Source organism: Acidovorax sp. GW821-FHT10E04, from assembly GCF_059415185.1.
The window spans coordinates 80,840-96,898 of sequence record NZ_JBWKMT010000009.1 but is presented as its reverse complement, the minus strand read 5'-3'; the positions used below and the strand labels follow the sequence as shown (position 1 = coordinate 96,898).

The 16,059-nt window shown below is 68.8% G+C and carries 13 protein-coding genes; 4 read left to right on the top strand and 9 right to left on the bottom strand.

What is annotated here, in order from left to right; all coding sequences use genetic code 11:
- Positions 1-11 precede the first annotated feature (11 nt).
- The 7 genes from AC07OC_RS24610 to hemC all read right to left on the bottom strand — a co-directional run bounded on the left by AC07OC_RS24610 (position 12) and on the right by hemC (position 6,620).
- A complete protein-coding gene (locus AC07OC_RS24610) occupies positions 12-590 on the bottom strand; it encodes a YceI family protein (RefSeq protein ID WP_218293746.1) in 579 nt (192 codons plus the stop codon).
- 211 nt (positions 591-801) lie between these two features.
- Positions 802-1,377, bottom strand: coding sequence for a YceI family protein (locus AC07OC_RS24605; RefSeq protein WP_218294427.1), 576 nt, complete (start codon positions 1,375-1,377; stop codon positions 802-804).
- Positions 1,378-1,551: 174 nt separating this feature from the next.
- Positions 1,552-2,133 carry a cytochrome b gene (locus tag AC07OC_RS24600; protein ID WP_218341682.1) on the bottom strand — a complete coding sequence of 194 codons (582 nt, stop codon included), beginning with the start codon at positions 2,131-2,133 and terminating at the stop codon, positions 1,552-1,554.
- 360 nt (positions 2,134-2,493) lie between these two features.
- Positions 2,494-3,771, bottom strand: a complete 1,278-nt coding sequence (locus tag AC07OC_RS24595) for a heme biosynthesis HemY N-terminal domain-containing protein (protein WP_218341681.1) — start codon at positions 3,769-3,771, stop codon at positions 2,494-2,496.
- Positions 3,772-3,775: 4 nt separating this feature from the next.
- Positions 3,776-4,861, bottom strand: coding sequence for a uroporphyrinogen-III C-methyltransferase (locus tag AC07OC_RS24590; RefSeq protein ID WP_218341680.1), 1,086 nt, complete (start codon positions 4,859-4,861; stop codon positions 3,776-3,778).
- Complete coding sequence (locus tag AC07OC_RS24585; protein ID WP_218341679.1) at positions 4,858-5,670, bottom strand: uroporphyrinogen-III synthase; 813 nt, start codon at positions 5,668-5,670, stop codon at positions 4,858-4,860. Before AC07OC_RS24585 ends, AC07OC_RS24590 begins: the two co-directional genes overlap by 4 nt.
- A gap of 11 nt (positions 5,671-5,681) precedes the next feature.
- The gene (gene hemC, locus AC07OC_RS24580) at positions 5,682-6,620 is read right to left on the bottom strand and encodes a hydroxymethylbilane synthase (RefSeq protein WP_494602463.1); all 939 of its coding nucleotides are present in this window, start codon (positions 6,618-6,620) and stop codon (positions 5,682-5,684) included.
- A 132-nt stretch (positions 6,621-6,752) separates the two neighbouring features.
- Between hemC and ppc the strand changes: the two genes are divergently transcribed.
- Together ppc and AC07OC_RS24570 are read left to right on the top strand one after the other, a co-directional pair.
- Positions 6,753-9,542 (top strand): phosphoenolpyruvate carboxylase, encoded by a 2,790-nt coding sequence (gene ppc, locus AC07OC_RS24575; RefSeq protein WP_218341678.1) that lies wholly within the window; start codon positions 6,753-6,755, stop codon positions 9,540-9,542.
- 264 nt (positions 9,543-9,806) lie between these two features.
- Positions 9,807-11,858, top strand: a complete 2,052-nt coding sequence (locus tag AC07OC_RS24570; protein ID WP_492255363.1) for an EAL domain-containing protein — start codon at positions 9,807-9,809, stop codon at positions 11,856-11,858.
- Here the strand turns inward: AC07OC_RS24570 and AC07OC_RS24565 are convergent.
- Both AC07OC_RS24565 and AC07OC_RS24560 read right to left on the bottom strand, forming a co-directional pair.
- Positions 11,797-13,143, bottom strand: a complete 1,347-nt coding sequence (locus AC07OC_RS24565; RefSeq protein ID WP_255591827.1) for an AI-2E family transporter — start codon at positions 13,141-13,143, stop codon at positions 11,797-11,799. The genes AC07OC_RS24570 and AC07OC_RS24565 overlap by 62 nt on opposite strands.
- Before the next feature lie 162 nt (positions 13,144-13,305).
- Positions 13,306-14,541 carry a spherulation-specific family 4 protein gene (locus AC07OC_RS24560; protein WP_218341677.1) on the bottom strand — a complete coding sequence of 412 codons (1,236 nt, stop codon included), beginning with the start codon at positions 14,539-14,541 and terminating at the stop codon, positions 13,306-13,308.
- Between the two features lie 142 nt (positions 14,542-14,683).
- On the opposite strand from AC07OC_RS24560, the gene AC07OC_RS24555 reads away from it, so the two are divergent.
- Entirely contained in the window at positions 14,684-15,421 is a 738-nt protein-coding gene (locus tag AC07OC_RS24555) for a hypothetical protein (RefSeq protein ID WP_228899943.1), read from the top strand.
- The gene (locus AC07OC_RS24550; protein ID WP_304505111.1) at positions 15,418-16,014 is read left to right on the top strand and encodes a FlgO family outer membrane protein; all 597 of its coding nucleotides are present in this window, start codon (positions 15,418-15,420) and stop codon (positions 16,012-16,014) included. The genes AC07OC_RS24555 and AC07OC_RS24550 overlap by 4 nt, the downstream gene beginning before the upstream one ends.
- Positions 16,015-16,059: the final 45 nt, after the last annotated feature.

Below are 16,059 nucleotides of genomic sequence, written 5' to 3'. Positions count from 1 at the left end.
GCGTGGCTGGATTACTGCTTCACGGCTTCGATCTGCACCACCAGGCGCACGTTCTTGGGGAAGCCCCACTCCACGCCGTAGTTCATGCCCCACTGGGTGCGGTCGATCGTGGCCTCGAAGTCGCCACCGCACACTTCGCGCTTGAGCATGGGGCTGTCATAGCAGTTGAACTGCGTGGCCTTGAGCGTGACGGGCGCGGTCTTGCCCAGCAGCGTGAGCTGGCCGGCCACTTCGCTGACCTTGTCGCCGTTGAAGCTGAACTTGTCGGACACGAACTTGATGGTGGGGTGCTTGGCGGCATCGAACAGGTCGGCGCTTTGCAGGTGCTTGTCGAACGGGGGCGTGCCCGAGTTCACCGAGGTGGTGTCGATGGTGATGTCCACCTTGCCGGACTTGGCCGCGCGGTCGAACTCCACGGTGCCTTGCTTCTTGTCGAAGCGGGCGCGGTTCGTGGTCGTGCCGAAGTGGCCGATCTCGAATGTCACGAAGGTGTGCGTGGGGTCGATGGCGTAGTTGGCGGCCTGCGCGGCGCCGGCGGTCATTGCGGTGGCAGCGGCCACGGCGAGCAGGGAGAACAGGGACTTGCGCATGGGTAAATACTCCTGGAGCAGTGGTGGAAAGAAAAGGAAGGAAAAAAGGAAAGAAATCAGCGATTCAATGCCGTGCGACGCGGGGATCGGGCACGTTCAAGCCAGCGCTCCCGCACAAGGGCCGCCTCGCTGCGCCGGGAGCGTCCCTCTCCCGCGTTGCGTAGCAATGCGAGAGAGGGGAAGGCGCGAAGCGACTCCGGGGGAGCTTCATTCAAATCTTGCCCACGCCGGTGAGCGCGAGCTTGAATTTCACGGTCACGTCGTCGGCCACCATCGAGGTGTCGGCCCACTCGTTCTCACCGATCTTGAACGCCAGGCGCTTGATGGGCAGCGTGCCTGTGGCGGTGGTGCTGGCCCCGCTTTGGGTCAGCGTGACGGGCACCACCACGTTCTGCGCCGTGCCCTTGATGGTGAGCTTGCCCGCCACCTCGAACTTGCCGCCACCCAGCGCCTTGATGGCGGTGGATTCGAACTGCGCCTGCGGGAACTTCCCCACGTTGAACCACGTGGGCTTGGGCAGCTCGGCATCGGTCTCGCGCGATCCGAGCGTGGCGCTGCCGGTATCGACCGTGAACGCGATCTTGCTGGTGGCCGGCTTGGCCGGGTCGAACGCCACCTGGGCGCTGAACTTCTTGAAATGGCCGTCCAGCGGCACGCCCATCTGGCGGGCGGTGAACTGCACTTCGCTTTGGGCGGGCACCAGTTGTTGCTGGGCCAGGGCGGCCTGGGCGCCCACGGCCAGGGCGGCGCCCAGCACGATGTGGGACAGGGTGGAAGAAGAAGACAGATTCATTCGAAAACTCCGTTCAAAAGACAGAAAAGAGAAGGTGGGGCGGTCGGCTGGTGTATGTCAGGGGCGCGCATCCGCCAGTGCAGCCGTGGAGCCGGCTCTGCCGGGCCTGCGGGTGCGTTCCCCTCCCCGCCGGAGAGGGAGACGGCGCGAAGCGGCTCGGGGCCCGCCTCATCCACCAGGCAGCATGCGGGCGAGCAGGCCGTCGCGGTCCACGATCTGGTGCTTGAGCGCGCCCGCGATGTGCAGCACCACGAGGCCCGCCATTGCAAATGCGGTGTACTGGTGCCAGGGCTTGATGGCCTCGGCCAGCTCCTTGCTCACGGGCACGAAGTCGGGCAGCTGCCACAGGCCCAGGAACACGATGGGGAAACCGGCGGCCGAGCTGTAGGCCCAGCCGATCAGCGGCACGGCGAAGAACAGCGCATAGAGCAGCCCGTGCGTGGCGTGGTGCGCCAGCTTCTGCCAGCCCGGCATGGCCTGCTCGATCGCCGGCGGCAGTGCGGGGGGGCGGTGCGTGGCGCGCCACAGCAGGCGCAGCACCGACAGCACGAGGAGGGTGACACCCGCCCACTTGTGCCAGTTGTAGAGCTTGAGCCGCTGCGGCGAGAACGGCAGGCCCGTCATGTAGATGCCCACGCCAAACAGGCCGATCAGCGCCAGGCCCAGCACCCAGTGCAAAAGCATGGCGGTGCGCGTGTAGCGGCGGGGCGTTGCGGCGGCCGGGGGGGCGGTGGTGGCAGGGGCAGTCATCTGGGAGCAAAAAGCAAAGCGGGTGGTCAGGTGGAGGCGCCGGGCGAGCGCCTCTCGGCCAAGGCTGACATTCGTCAAGCAATGGGGCAGTGTAGAAAGCCGTCACCGCATTCGGTTTCAGGCAGATTGATGCTTCAATTCAAAAAAAATGAATTGAGAGGGCCTGAGCGCTCAAAGTTCCCCAATGCTGTGCGGCTTGTGCATGGCCCGGGGCGGGGGAGGGCCCTGGGCATGGGGAATGCCCCATCAGGGTGCATGCCGAGGGACTGAAACCGCGGCGGGGCGCGTGGTGGCGGTTACCGCAAGCGCGCACGGCGCGGTGCGGCGGCCTGCCTTGAGAAAAGGGAGAGGCCGGGGCGCTTACTGGCCGAGCGCGGCCTTCTTCCAGGCCTCGGCGGCAGCGGCCTCGTCCCCGCGCTTTTCGGCCAGTTCCGCCAGATGGCGCCAGGCGCTCGCCCGCAGGCTGGTGTCGGCGAGCTGCTGCGCCGCCTGGGTGAGCAGCTGCTGGGCCTTGCCCCACAGCTGGCGCTTGAGGCAGGCCATGCCCGCCAGGTACTGCAGGCGGGCGTCGCGCGGGTTGGCCTGCTGGGCTGATTCGATGCGGGCCAGCCAGGGGGCGTCGAGCGCATCCAGCCCCGCCTCCAGCGCGCGGACCAGCTTCAGCGCATGGTGTTCGGCCAGCGCGTCGGGCAGGTCCACCATGCGGTCCCACACGGGCAGCAGCCAGGCGCGCACCTGCGTGGCATCACCGCCCAGGGCGGCCAGCCGCTGCGCGGCGTGGATGGCCAGCTCGGGCATGCTGCGCTCGGACGACTCCAGCGACATCCAGGTCTGCTGCAGCTGTGCGGTGTCGTGCGCGCTGTTGATGAGTTCGATGGCCAGGCCCCGCACGATGCTCTGGGCCGCTGCGGGCGAGAACGCACGGTGCTTGCCCAGCAAGCGCGCGGTGTCCAGCGCATCCTGCGTCTGGCGTGCCAGGCGCGTGGCCTTGAGCCTGATGCGCAGCGACAGCGTGCGCCTTGCAGCACCCTGCGGCAGGGCCGCAAGGCGGTCGAGCGCGGCGCTGGCATCGCGGTCGTCCAGCGACCAGCGGGCGGCCCGCATCTGGGCGCCCTCGCGCATTTCCTGCTCATTCACGCTGCCGCGCAGCGGCGCCTCCTGCAAGGCGTCCTGCAGATGGCTTTCGCGCGTGGCGCTGTCTTGCAGGGCGTGCGATGCCTCGGCGGCAATCATGTGGGCCAGGGCGCGCAGCTGGCGGCCGTGGGGCACGGCCTCGCCGGCGGCGCCCAGCGCATGTTCCTGCGACAGCGCGGCCACCGCCGCCTTGCGCGAGCGGATGAAGCGGCCGCCCAGCATGTGGGTCAGGGCATCCAGCAAGGCCGCGTGCATGGTGCGCTCCTTTTGCTGCACGCGCCAGCGGCGGGCCTGGTGGGGCAGTTCCAGCAGGGCGGCGAGCGCGCGCAGCGCCGCGTAGACGGTGACAAAGCCGCCCACCAGCAACAGCACCACCATGTTCAGCGACAGGTCGATGCGGTAGGGCGGCCAATACAGGGTGACGGTGCCCTGGTTGTTGCCCGCAAACAGCGCGGCCGCCACGGCCACGCCAAACAATGCCAAAAGCCAGAGTGCTGCGCGCATGTCGTCAGCGTCCAGCAGCAGCGGTAGCCAGCGCAGAGAGCGTTTCGTCCAGGCGCGGCTGCTCGGCCGCCTTCATGCTGGCCTGGGCGGTTTGCAGCGTACTGGCCGCGTTCTGCGTGCGGCGCGAGGCCGGGTCGAAGTATTTGTTCAGCGCCACCGTGGCGGCCGCCAGGTCGGCGCGGGCCGATTCAAACTGGCGCGCCAGCACACCCAGGCGGGCGTTGAGCAGCTTGAGCTTGAGGTTTTCGCGCAGGAAGAAGGTCTGCTCGGGTGCCAGCAGGATCGCCTCGGGCTGGTCGATGCGGCTCACGCGCACCAGGCCCCGGGCCTCATCGCGCACCACCTCCCAGCTGCGCTGCAGGGCGGCCTGCCACCAGGCCAGGTTGCCCTGGTTGGGTGGCGTGGTGCCTTCTGGGGCGGGTGTTGCGGCCAGGCGGCGGGTGGCGGCGGCCTGGGCCACGGCGTTCAGCACGGGCAGCTCGTCCACCTGGCGCACCAGGTCGTCCAGGCGGCCCAGCAGGCCGGCGGTGTCGGTGACGGTGGCGCGAGTCAGGCGATCCAGGTCACGCCCAATGGCGCGCTGCACGGGTGCCAGACGGGGCTGGGCGGCGCGTTCGATGCGCTGGTTGGCGCTTTTGAGGGCGGCCACCAAAGGCTCCAGGCTGCCGGTGAGCTGTGCCTGCTGCTGGGCCAGGCGAATGGCGGATTCGATGTCCACCACCAGGTTTTCATCGCGCGAGCGCGAAAGGCTTTGCATGAGTTCTTCGAGCTGGCTGCGCTGCAGTGCCACTTCGCTCACCCGCGCTTCGGCCACCGACAGGCGGGCGGCCGTCTCGCGCACCAGTTCTTCGGCCTGGCGCGCCATGGTGCGGGCCTCGATGGCCTGCGCGCCCGAGTCCGCAGACTGCCGGGCCAGTTGTTCCTGGATGGAGCTGAGCTTTTGCCACAGCAGGCCGCTGCTTACCAGCGCTGCCGCTGCCACCGCGCCCAGCAGCAGCGTGACCGCACCGCCCCGGCTGGGGGCTGCGGGGGCCGCCGTTGGCGCTGCGGGTGGTGCGGGCGGCAGTTCGTTGGGGGGCGCGGAGCTCATGCGGCCGATTCTATCGAGGCCACCACGTCTTCCAGCGCCGGACGGCATTCCCGCACCGTGCCAAATCCGGCTGCGCGGGCCGCTTCGGCGATGCGCGGGTGGGTGGCCAGCGCGTGCGCGGCGCCCCAGTGCTGGCCTGGCAGGGCTTCGGCCAGGTGGGCCACGGCTTCAGAGCTGCTCAGCAGCCAGATGGAGCCGTCGTGCGCCGCCTGTTGCGCCAACGCCACCTCGTGCGCCGAAAAATGCGGTGCGCCGCGTTGGTAGACCACCACAAACTCCACCGTGCCGCCCGCCGCCTCGATCTGGCGTGCCAGCCAGTCGCGGCCGTTGCCTTGGCTTTCATGCACACCCTGGGACGTGTCGGATCTCCCGCGCACGATCAGCACGCAGTCGCCGGGCCGGATCTGCGCAAAGACCTGCTGCCACAGCGCTTCCGAGTCGAACTGGGGGGCATCCGGCGCCGGGCCATCGATGCAGCCAGGCGGCACACCGGCCTGCTCCAGCGCACGCGCTGTACCGGGGCCAGGTGCCCATGCTCTTGTTTTTATAGTTTCCAGCGCTTGTCCATCAAGCGCTGGGGCCTTATTTGGCTCAAAAAAATGGACCACCGCATTGCCGCTGACAAACATCAGCGCCCGGTACTGTGAAAGCCGGGCATGCGCCAAGGTGAGTGCTTGCTCTGCCACCGCATCACGGCAGGGGCCGATGGCGATGAGCGGCAGGGCCACGGCATCCACACCGCGCGCGCCCAGCAGCTCTACCCAGTGTGCAGCCTCGCGGGCGGGCCGCGTGACGATCACCCGGGGCATGGCTTGGCCGATCAATTCAGGGGTTCGGCGCCCCGCGCGCCACCGGCACGCAGGCGCTGCGCAATCGCGTCGCCCAGCGCCTCGGCCTGTGCCAGCGTGGTGACGGCGGCGCTGGCCGCTGCGTGCACCAGCGGGGCCTGTGTGTCCACGTCGCCCCAGGCGGCGTCGAGCTGCAGCACGCCGTCGGTGAACGTGCCATGCGCCGCCAGCGGCATCGAGCAGCTGCCGCCCATGGCGCGGCTCACGGCGCGTTCGGCGGCCACGGTCAGCCAGGTGGGCTGGTGCGCAAGTGGCGCCAACGCGTCGATCAGGTCTTGTCGGTCGCTGCGCACCTCAATGCCCAAGGCGCCCTGGCCCGCCGCCGGCAGCATGGCCGTGGGCGCAAACGCAGAGCGGATGCGGGATTCGAGCCCTAGGCGTTTCAGGCCTGCCGCCGCCAGCACGATGGCGTCGTACTGGCCTTCGTCCAGCTTGCGCAGGCGGGTGTCGAGGTTGCCGCGCAGCGGCTCGATCTTCAGGTCGGGCCGCAGGGCCTGCAGCAGCACCTGGCGGCGCAGGCTGGAGGTGCCCACCACCGCACCCTGGGGCAGGGCGTCGAGGTTTTCGTAGCGGGGCGAGACAAACGCATCGCGCGGGTCTTCGCGCTCCATCACGCAGGCCAGTGCAAAACCCTCGGGCAGCTCCATGGGCACATCCTTGAGCGAATGCACCGCAATGTGCGCGCGGCCTTCTTCCAGCGCCACTTCCAGCTCTTTCACAAACAGGCCCTTGCCGCCCACCTTGCTGAGCGATCGGTCCAGGATCTGGTCGCCCTTGGTCGTCATGCCCAGCAGCTCCACCTGGTGGCCGCGTGCGCGCAAAAGGGCCTGCACATGCTCGGCCTGCCAGAGTGCCAGGCGGCTCTCTCGGGTGGCAATGACGATGGAAAGGGGGGAATGGGCGAGGCTCAAGTTCGTAACCTGTTTGTAATCATTCAGGGGCGGGCGATGCTAGCATGCGCCCGCACTGGGGCCGGTGCGCCCCGGGGGACGCGGGGGCAGGCGGCGCCAGGTCACCTACCCACCTCCGGAGACCCACGCACCATGAAACGATCCGACAAGGACCAGCCCCTGATTGACGACATCCGCCTGCTCGGCCGCATTCTGGGCGACGTGATCCGGGACCAGGAGGGCGTGGCCGCGTATGAGCTGGTGGAGCAGGTGCGCAAGCTCTCCGTGGCCTTCCGGCGCGATGCCGACCAGGAGGCCGACCGCGCATTGAAGAAGCTGCTCAAGTCCCTGTCGGGCGACCAGACCGTGAGCGTGATCCGCGCGTTTACCTACTTCAGCCACCTGGCCAACCTGGCCGAAGACCGCCACCACATCCGCCGCCGGGCCGTGCACGAGCGCGCGGGCGACACGCAAGAGGGCAGCATCGAAGTCGCCCTGTCGCGCCTGCGCTGGGCCGGCATTGCGCCCAAGACGATTTCACAGACGTTGGCGGGCAGCTACGTGGCCCCCGTGCTCACCGCCCACCCCACCGAAGTGCAGCGCAAGAGCATTCTGGATGCCGAGCGCGACATCGCCCAGCTGCTGGCCACGCGCGACGACATCCAGGTGCGCGCCCAGCTCTACAACAGCGCCAAGGACGCACTCACCCCCCGCGAGCTGGCCGCCAACGAAGCCCTGCTGCGTGCCCGGGTGGCCCAGCTGTGGCAAACACGCCTGCTGCGCTACAGCAAGCTGACCGTGGCCGACGAGATCGAAAACGCGCTGTCGTATTACGAAGCCACCTTCCTGCGCGAGATCCCCAAGATCTACGCCGACCTGGAAAACGAACTGGGCCAGTACCCCGTGCACAGCTTTCTGCGCATGGGCCAGTGGATTGGCGGCGACCGCGACGGCAACCCCAACGTGACGGCGCAAACCCTGCGCTACGCCCTGGGCCGCCAGGCCGAGGTGGCCCTGCGCCACTACCTGACCGAGGTGCACTACCTGGGCGGCGAGCTGTCGCTGTCGGCGCGCCTGGTGCAGGTGTCCGCCGAGATGGAGGCCCTGGCCCAGCGCTCGCCCGACACCAACGAACACCGCGTGGACGAGCCCTACCGCCGCGCCCTCACCGGCATTTATGCGCGCCTCGCAGCGTCGCTGAAGGACTTGACCGGTGGCGAGGCCGCACGCCACGCCGTGGCCCCGCAAAACGCCTACGGCAGCGCAGACGAATTCCTGGCCGACCTGCGTGTGATCGAAGCGTCATTGAAGTCGCACCACGGCGAAGCCCTGGCCGCAGAGCGCCTGCACCCGCTGATCCGCGCCGTGCAGGTGTTCGGCTTCCACCTCGCCACGGTGGATTTGCGCCAAAGCTCCGACAAACATGAAGAAGTGGTGGCCGAGCTGCTGGCCACGGCCCGCATCGAGCCTCACTACGCAGGCTTGCAGGAAGCCGCCAAGCGCGCATTGCTCATCAAGCTGCTCAACGACGCCCGCCCGCTGCGCGTGGTGGGGGCCCAGTATTCGGCCCATGCCCAGGGCGAGCTGGCCATCTTTGAAACCGCCCGCGTGATGCGCGAGCGCTTCGGCCACGAGGCCATCCGCCACTACATCATCAGCCACACCGAAACGGTGAGCGACCTGCTCGAAGTGCTGCTGCTGCAAAAGGAAGTGGGCCTGATGAGCGGCACCCTGGATGCCGAGTCCAAGAACCACCTCATCGTGGTGCCCCTGTTCGAGACCATCGAAGACCTGCGCAATGCCGCGCCCATCATGCGCGAGTTCTATGCACTGCCCGGCGTGGCAGCCCTGGTGCAGCGCAGCGGCGGCGAGCAGGACATCATGCTGGGCTACAGCGACAGCAACAAGGACGGCGGCATCTTCACCAGCAACTGGGAGCTGTACCGCGCCGAGATCGCCCTCGTCGAACTCTTCGACGAACTCGCCACCAGCCACGGCATCCAACTGCGCATGTTCCACGGCCGGGGCGGCACCGTGGGCCGGGGCGGCGGCCCCAGCTACCAGGCCATCCTGGCGCAACCCCCCGGCACCGTGCGCGGCCAGATCCGCCTCACCGAGCAGGGCGAAGTCATCGCCTCCAAATATGCCAACCCCGAGATCGGCCGACGCAACCTGGAAACCCTGGTGGCCGCCACGCTCGAAGCCACGCTGCTGCAGCCCACCAAGCCCGCCACCAAGGCGTTCTTGGACGCCGCCGCGCAGCTCTCGCTGGCCAGCATGGGCAGCTACCGCGCGCTGGTGTACGACACCCCGGGCTTCACCGAATACTTCTTCAACTCCACGCCGATCCGCGAGATCGCCGAACTGAACATCGGCTCGCGCCCCGCCAGCCGCAAGGCCAGCCAGAAGATCGAAGACCTGCGCGCCATCCCCTGGGGCTTCAGTTGGGGCCAGTGCCGTTTGACGCTGCCCGGCTGGTACGGCTTTGGCTCGGCGGTCGATGCGTTCGTGAACCTGGAAGGCAAGGACCCCAAGACCCAGCTGGCCCTGCTGCAGAAGATGTACCGCCAGTGGCCGTTTTTCCGCACGCTGCTGTCCAACATGGACATGGTGCTGGCCAAGAGCGACCTGGCGCTGGCCTCGCGCTACAGCGAACTCGTGACAGACGCGCGCCTGCGCAAGAAGGTGTTCACCAGCATCGAGGCCGAATGGCACCGCACGGCCGAGGCGCTCACGCGCATCACGGGCGACAAGCAGCGCCTCACGCACAACGCGGCGCTGGCCCGCTCCATCAAGCACCGCTTTCCGTACATCGACCCGCTGCACCACCTGCAGGTGGAACTGGTGCGCCGCTGGCGCGCGGGGCAGGGGGATGAGCGGGTGCAGACGGGGATTCACATCTCGATCAACGGGATCGCTGCGGGGCTGCGCAACACGGGCTGAGGTCGTCGGCTTCCCTGGGGGGCGGTGGCGCCCTTTGCAAGATGCGGGCAGGCCCGATAGCATGGGCCCAGGGGGGAGAGGACACGCGGGCAGATCGCCGGCCGCCTCTTCGGACGGGTGCGGGGAATCTGGAGGCTGCCGGGCAGGCTCCAGGCGGCATCCTCGCGGTCGCTTCAGGGTGGGAGGCATGGCTTGGGCATTGATCTTGCGTTCTGGCGGCTGTTGCTGTCCCGGCGGCTGGAGGCCGTGGCGAGGGCCGACGCGATGCGTGCCATTCGCGAAGGGCTGCTCTGGGTCCTGCCGTGCCTGATGGTGTCGGCCGTCCTGCTGGTGCTGTCGGTGCTGGCGCGCATGCTGGGCCTGCCGGCCTCCGTGGCCGACTTGCTGGCGGACCTGCACGGGGAGATCAGCCGCATCCTGCCGCTGCTGATCACCGCCTCCATCGGCTACATGCTGGCCATCCGCCACCGGTTGCCACGCTTGCCGGTGGCCTTTCTGTGCTTCGTCCATGCCGCGCTCGCCGCCTACCTGCTGCGCGGCCATCCGCGGGCGGCGGCCACGCTGGTGCTGTTCATCGCGATTGCCGCCCCGCTTGTCACCGTGCCGCTGATGGCCTGGCTGATGCGGGTGCGCGGGCTGCGGGTCGCGCGCATGGCCCAGGTCAGCGAGAACGTGGAGGACGCCATGAACATGGTGGTTCCCGGCATCGCCACCACCGCGCTGCTGGTGGTCGTTCTGGCCTTGCTGCAGCAGTGGGAGGGGCTGGTGCACTGGCGCCTGCCCATCGATGTGGCCAACCCCGATCAGTCCTATCTCAACGCCGTATTGCTCACGGGCCTGAATTCGCTGCTGTGGTTTTTTGGCATCCACGGCTACCACGCGCTGCAGCCGCTGTTCCAGTCCCTGGACCAGGCCGTGGGCTGGAACGCCCTGGCCCTGCTGGCCGATCAGGTGCCGCAGCATCCCCTGAACGCGGGCCTGCTGGGGGCATTTGCCTTCATCGGCGGCTCGGGCGGAACCTTGTCGCTGGTGCTGGCCGTGCTGTGGCGCGCCCGCAGCCCCGGCCTGCGCCTGCTCGCGCTGGCGAGCCTGCCGATGGCGCTGCTGAACGTGAACGAGCTGCTGCTCTTCGGCATCCCGCTGATCCTGAACCTGCGGATGCTGCTGCCGTTCCTGGCCGTGCCCGCCCTCAATGCCTGTCTGGCGCTGGCGGCCGTGCAGGCGGGCTGGGTGTCCGTGGCCAGCATGCCCATGCCGCTCAATGCGCCGGTCGTCTTCAATGCCTATGTCAGCACCCAGGGCGACTGGGGCGCGGTGGCCCTGCAGCTGGCGCTGGTGCTGCTCGGCGCCTGCCTGTATGGGCCTGCGGTGCGCTCGCTGGAGCGCCACAACGAAACCACCGTGCACTTGCCCGGGCTGGACACCACCTTCACCCGCCTGCAGGAGGAGGGAAGCCTCTATGCGCGCGATCCCGTGGTGGTCGCACAACAAGGCCAGGCACGCCGCGAGGAACTGCTGGCCCAGGTGCGCCGCATGGGGGACTACGAATTCTTCCTGGAGTACCAGCCCCAGGTGTCGCTGCGCACCGGCCGGTGCACGGGCTGCGAGGCCTTGCTGCGGGCCCGCGATTCCCGGGGCCGCGTCCAGCCCCCCGGGGCGTTCCTGGCCTGGCTGTCCGAGGCGGGCCTGATGAAGGACGTGGACCTGTGGGTGGCGGCTGCGGCGCTGCGGCAGTACCGGCGCTGGCGCAACGCGGGCTTCGAGCTGCCCATTTCCATCAACATCACGGGCCCCACGCTCATGTCGCAGGAGCACTGCATCCGTCTGGTGGACCTGATCGCGCCAGCGGCCGGCTGCATCAGCATCGAGCTGACCGAGGATGCCCTGGCCGCGGATGTCTTCGGAATGCGCAACGCCATCGCCCGTGTGCACGCTGTGGGCGCGAAGGTCTCCATCGACGACTTTGGCACCGGCTACTCATCCCTGAGCTACCTGCATGCCTTCGAGGTCGATACGATCAAGATCGACCGCAGCTTCGTGCTCGCCAGCGCGCAGGCGCAGGGAGGGCGGGTGCTGGAAGGCCTGCTCAACTTCTGCCAGGGGCTGGGCTGCGGCATCGTGGTGGAAGGGGTCGAGACCGCCGAGCAGCTGCAACGGCTGCCCCGGACCATGGACCTGGAGGTGCAGGGCTGGTATTTCGGCCGGGCGGTGCCTGCAGACGAGCTTCCCGCGTTCGTGCAGCAGCGCCTGGACCTCAGTCCCCCAGCAACTCCCCCACCGCCTTCAGATCCTCCACCCGGTCGCACACCGCCTTGACGGCCATCATCACCGGGATGCCCAGCAGCAGGCCCCACAGGCCCCACAGCCAGCCCCAGGCCAGCACGCTGACGAACACGGCCACGGGGCTCATGCTGCTGGTGCGGCTGGTGAGCCAGGGCGTGAGCAGGTTGCCCACCAGGGTATGGATGACCAGCGACGCGCCGCCGATGGCCAGCGCCATGTCCAGGGTGCCGAACTGCAGGAAGGCCACCAGGGCCGATGCGCCGGTGACCAGGGCCGAGCCGATGTAGGGCGCGAGGTTGAGCACCCCGGCCACCACGCCCCACACGGCCGCGTTCTCCAGGCCCAGGGCCCAGTAGGCCAGGCCCGTGGCCACGCCCACCAGGGCGCTGGTGAGCACCTGCACCAGCAGGTAGCGCTGGATCTGGTTGGTGATGTCTTCCAGCACGTGGATGGTGACCTTGCGCCGTTCCAGGCTGGTGCCCGCGATGCGCAGCAGCTTGTTGCGAAACAGGTTGCCGGAGGCCAGCGCGAAGAAGGTGAGGAAGACCACCACGGTGAGCTGGCCCAGGGCCGACATCAGCCCCATGGTGCCGCTCCACAGGTAGTCGCGGATGTTGAACGGAGGGCGCTCCACCACCACGCGCTGCACGCCCCGCCGGGTGGGGCTGGCGGCGCTGTTTTCGTTGGCGGCCTGCTCGATCTGCGTGGCGGCCTTCTGCACGGTGTCGAGCGGGCTGCTGGTGCCTGCGCGCGCCTTGATGCTGTCGCGCACCTTCTTGGCGGCCACGGGCAGCGAGTCGACGAGCTGCGCGGCCCCGTCGCTCAGCGACCAGGCGGCGCTCGCCAGCCCGAAGACGATGGCGATGAGCAGCACGCCCGCGCCCAGCCAGCGCGGCACGTGGCAGCGCCGCAGGAGCTCGACGGCGGGCCGCAGCGCCGTGGTGAGCAGCAGGCTGAGCATGATGGGGATGAACACGGCGCTGGCCCAGTGCAGCAGCGCCACGCCGGCAAACAGGGCCAGCAGCGCGAGCGAGAGGTTGCGCACGTCCACGGGCATGTGGAGCATGAGCGGGCCGGTGAGGGGTGCGGTGGCTGCGGGCGCGCCGCTTGGCAGCTGCGCAGGCGGTGGGGGGCTGTCTTGGGTTGACTTGGCTTTGGCGGGTGGGGCCGCTTCGGCCGCTTGGACGACTGGTGCGGGGCCTTCCGCCGCAGGCGCGTGGGGGGGCAAGGTCGGGGCTGCGTCAGCGGCGGGGCTGTCTGGCTGTGGCGGCTCGGCAGCGGGTGCGGGTGGGGATGCAGGGGTGGGCTCGGTCATCATGCGCGGATTGTGATGGGACTCGGGCCTGCTGGGTTGTAGGTCGGGCTGACATGCAGCGTGTCGGCGGCGGGATGCTGCGGTTCGCACGCTCTGGCAGGTGGTTTGCCCGGCGACCCGCCAGCGGTGCCTGTGTGGCAGGGTTCGGCGCCCTGCCCGGTGGCATCAGCACAGCGGCAGCGGGCGCTTCTTGTTGAGTGCATCCACCGTGCCCAGCAGTTGCTGCCAGTAGGTGGGCAGTGACGACCACGAGGCGCCGATGGCCAGGTTGGTGGCATAGACCATGCCGGTGTTCAGGCGGGGCCGGTGGGCGTGCTTCACGGCGGCCTGCATGTCGGTGCAGGTGCTGGCGGTGTGAACCAGCATGGCCTGGGCGGTGTTGTCCTTGGCGTAGACCCAGGTGCTGGCGGGCTGGGGGTCTGTGGCCTGGTAGGCGGCGGCATTGCCTGCGTAGGTGACCAACGTGTCGGCCACACCCGCATAGGCCGCTACGGGGTAGGTGCCTGGGTTGCCGATCACGGTGGGCGCGTTGGGCGGCGTGGCGCCTTTGCTCATGCCCGAGGCCCGGGCCTTGGCGTAGTTGTAGACGTCCTGAAAGTACGCCAGCCGTGCGCTGTCGGTGGCCATGCCGTCCAGGAAGAAGCCGTCGAGCTGGTCGGGGTAGAGGCGGATGTAGTTGTCGATGGTGGCCTTCACGTCGGCCACCGAGCGCGACCCGCCGCTGCCCGAGGTGGCCACGTAGGCGACGACTTTGTTGGTAGTGCCCGCCACGGCCTTGAAGTCTTTGATGGCCGTAAGCAGGTCGTCGTCAACCTCGGAGTCCGCAGTCAGCACGCCGTCGCTGGCGCTGGCCACGGCGGTGATCTGCACGTCCGGGTAGCTGGCTGCGCCGCTGGTGAGGGTGGCCCAGGGCGACGAGGTGCCGCTGGCGCTGAAATACGCGGGCACCAGCACCTGCAGGTTTTTGTGGGTGGGGCGCACGTAGTACGTGAGGCTGTCGCCCGCCGTGTTGGCGCTGCTGGTGGCCGTGGCGCTGACCTGGAAGGTGGCGCTGGGCGGCAGGCTGCTCACGGTGAGCGTGGTGCTGGCCACGCTGGCCACGGTGGTGGGCGCCACGGGGGAGAAGGTGGCGGCTGCGGAGGGGCTGACAGTAAAGGTGACCACCGTGCCGTTGGGGGCTGCGCCGCCGTTGACGGTAACGTCGGCCGCCAGCGGCTCGGATGCGCCGGGTTCGAGCACGTTCTCGGCGGGCTGCACGAAATGCAGCGTGACGGGCGCGCTCGCGGGCGGCGGCGGGGCGGCCGTGTTGTTGTCCTTGTCCGTGGCGCCGCCGCAGCCCGCCAGAGCCGCAGTGAGGGCCATCAAGGACGCGAGGCGGTGGGTGCGGGTTGTGGTGAGCATGGTCGTGACGGAGTGTTGGTATGAATGGGCTGATTGTGAAGGTTCGTGCGGGCGGCTCCAAGGGCTGAAACGGCCGCTTTGACCGGGAAAAACGGCCTTGTTGCGCCGATTGCAGCAGGCGGGCGCCAGTACCATGGCCCACATGCCATCCTTCCTTCACCGCATTCCGGCCGCCGCAGCAGCCTTGCTGTGCGCAGCGCTGCTGGTCGGCTGCGGCACGCTGGACGTGCCGCGTGCCGACAACTACCCCGCCACCGGCCAGAAGAAAGCCCGTGCCGTGCACCACTGGGATGTGCTGGCGGGCGATGTGGCCGGGCGCGTGGCCGAAAAGATCGCATCCTGGCCCGAGGGCGAATACCCGCTGTACGTCACGGTGGCGGACAACTCCAGTTTCAACCAGAGCTTTCTCAAGTTGCTCAAGGTGCACCTGCTGAACCGGGGCGTGGCGGTGTCCACGGTGCCCACGGCGGTGGAGCTGGAGGTGCAGACGCAACTGGTGCAGCACGGGTCTGGCTCGCCGCGCGGCCTGCCCGTGCCCATGGCCGGCACCATCATCGGCACTGGCGTGGGCGTGTGGCGCGACTGGGCGGTGCACTATTCCGACCGCACCCTGTTGCCGGGTGTGGCCACGGCCTTGGGCGTGGGGGCCGGGGTGGCGCTGGACATGGCCCAGCTCTACACCCAGGGCGCCGCCGCAGGCGGACCCACGCGCACCGAGGTGCTGATCACATCCACGCTCAAATCGCGCGACAGGTACCTGGCCGGCACGGCCGATCTGTACTACATCGAGGGGGCCGACGCGGTGCTGTATCAGCCCGAGCGGCCGCCCGCGCCTGCACCGATGACGCCCGTCAAGACCTGGCGGGTGGTGGCGCCATGAAGGGGCTGTGGACGTCGCAACAAGCTCCCCGGGGCGCACGCGCAGCCAGCTGGTGGGCGGCCGCCGCTTTTGCGCTGGCGGGCCTGCAAGGCTGCGAGACTACCAACCCCATGCACAGCTACTACTACGGCGACCGGGCGGGCGGAGTATCGCGCAGCAACCTCATCGAGCTGAATGAACGCGCCACCGATGCGCTGCTGCAGACCGCACCGCTGGACGCCAACCAGCCCGTGCTGGTGGCCACGCTGGTCAGTGTGGACCGGCTCACCGAATCGTCGCGGCTGGGCCGCATCTTCTCCGAGCAGATCGCGGGCCGCATGGTGCACCGGGGCCTGAAGGTGACCGAGGTGAAACTGCGCGAGAACCTGCTGCTGCAGCGCGACCAGGGCGAGCTGCTGCTGTCGCGCGAGGTGCGCGAGGTGAGCCAGGCCCAGGACGCGCAGGCGGTGGTGGTGGGCACGTACGCGGTGTCCACGTCGGTGGTGTACATCAGCCTCAAGCTGGTGAACCCCGTGGGCAACACCGTGGTGGCGGCGCACAACTATGCGGTGCCCATGGATGAAAACGTGCGGGCGCTGCTGGCCGGGAGGTAGCAGGGCGCTCGCAGGCCTCAACCGGATTTGATATTAATTTGATAG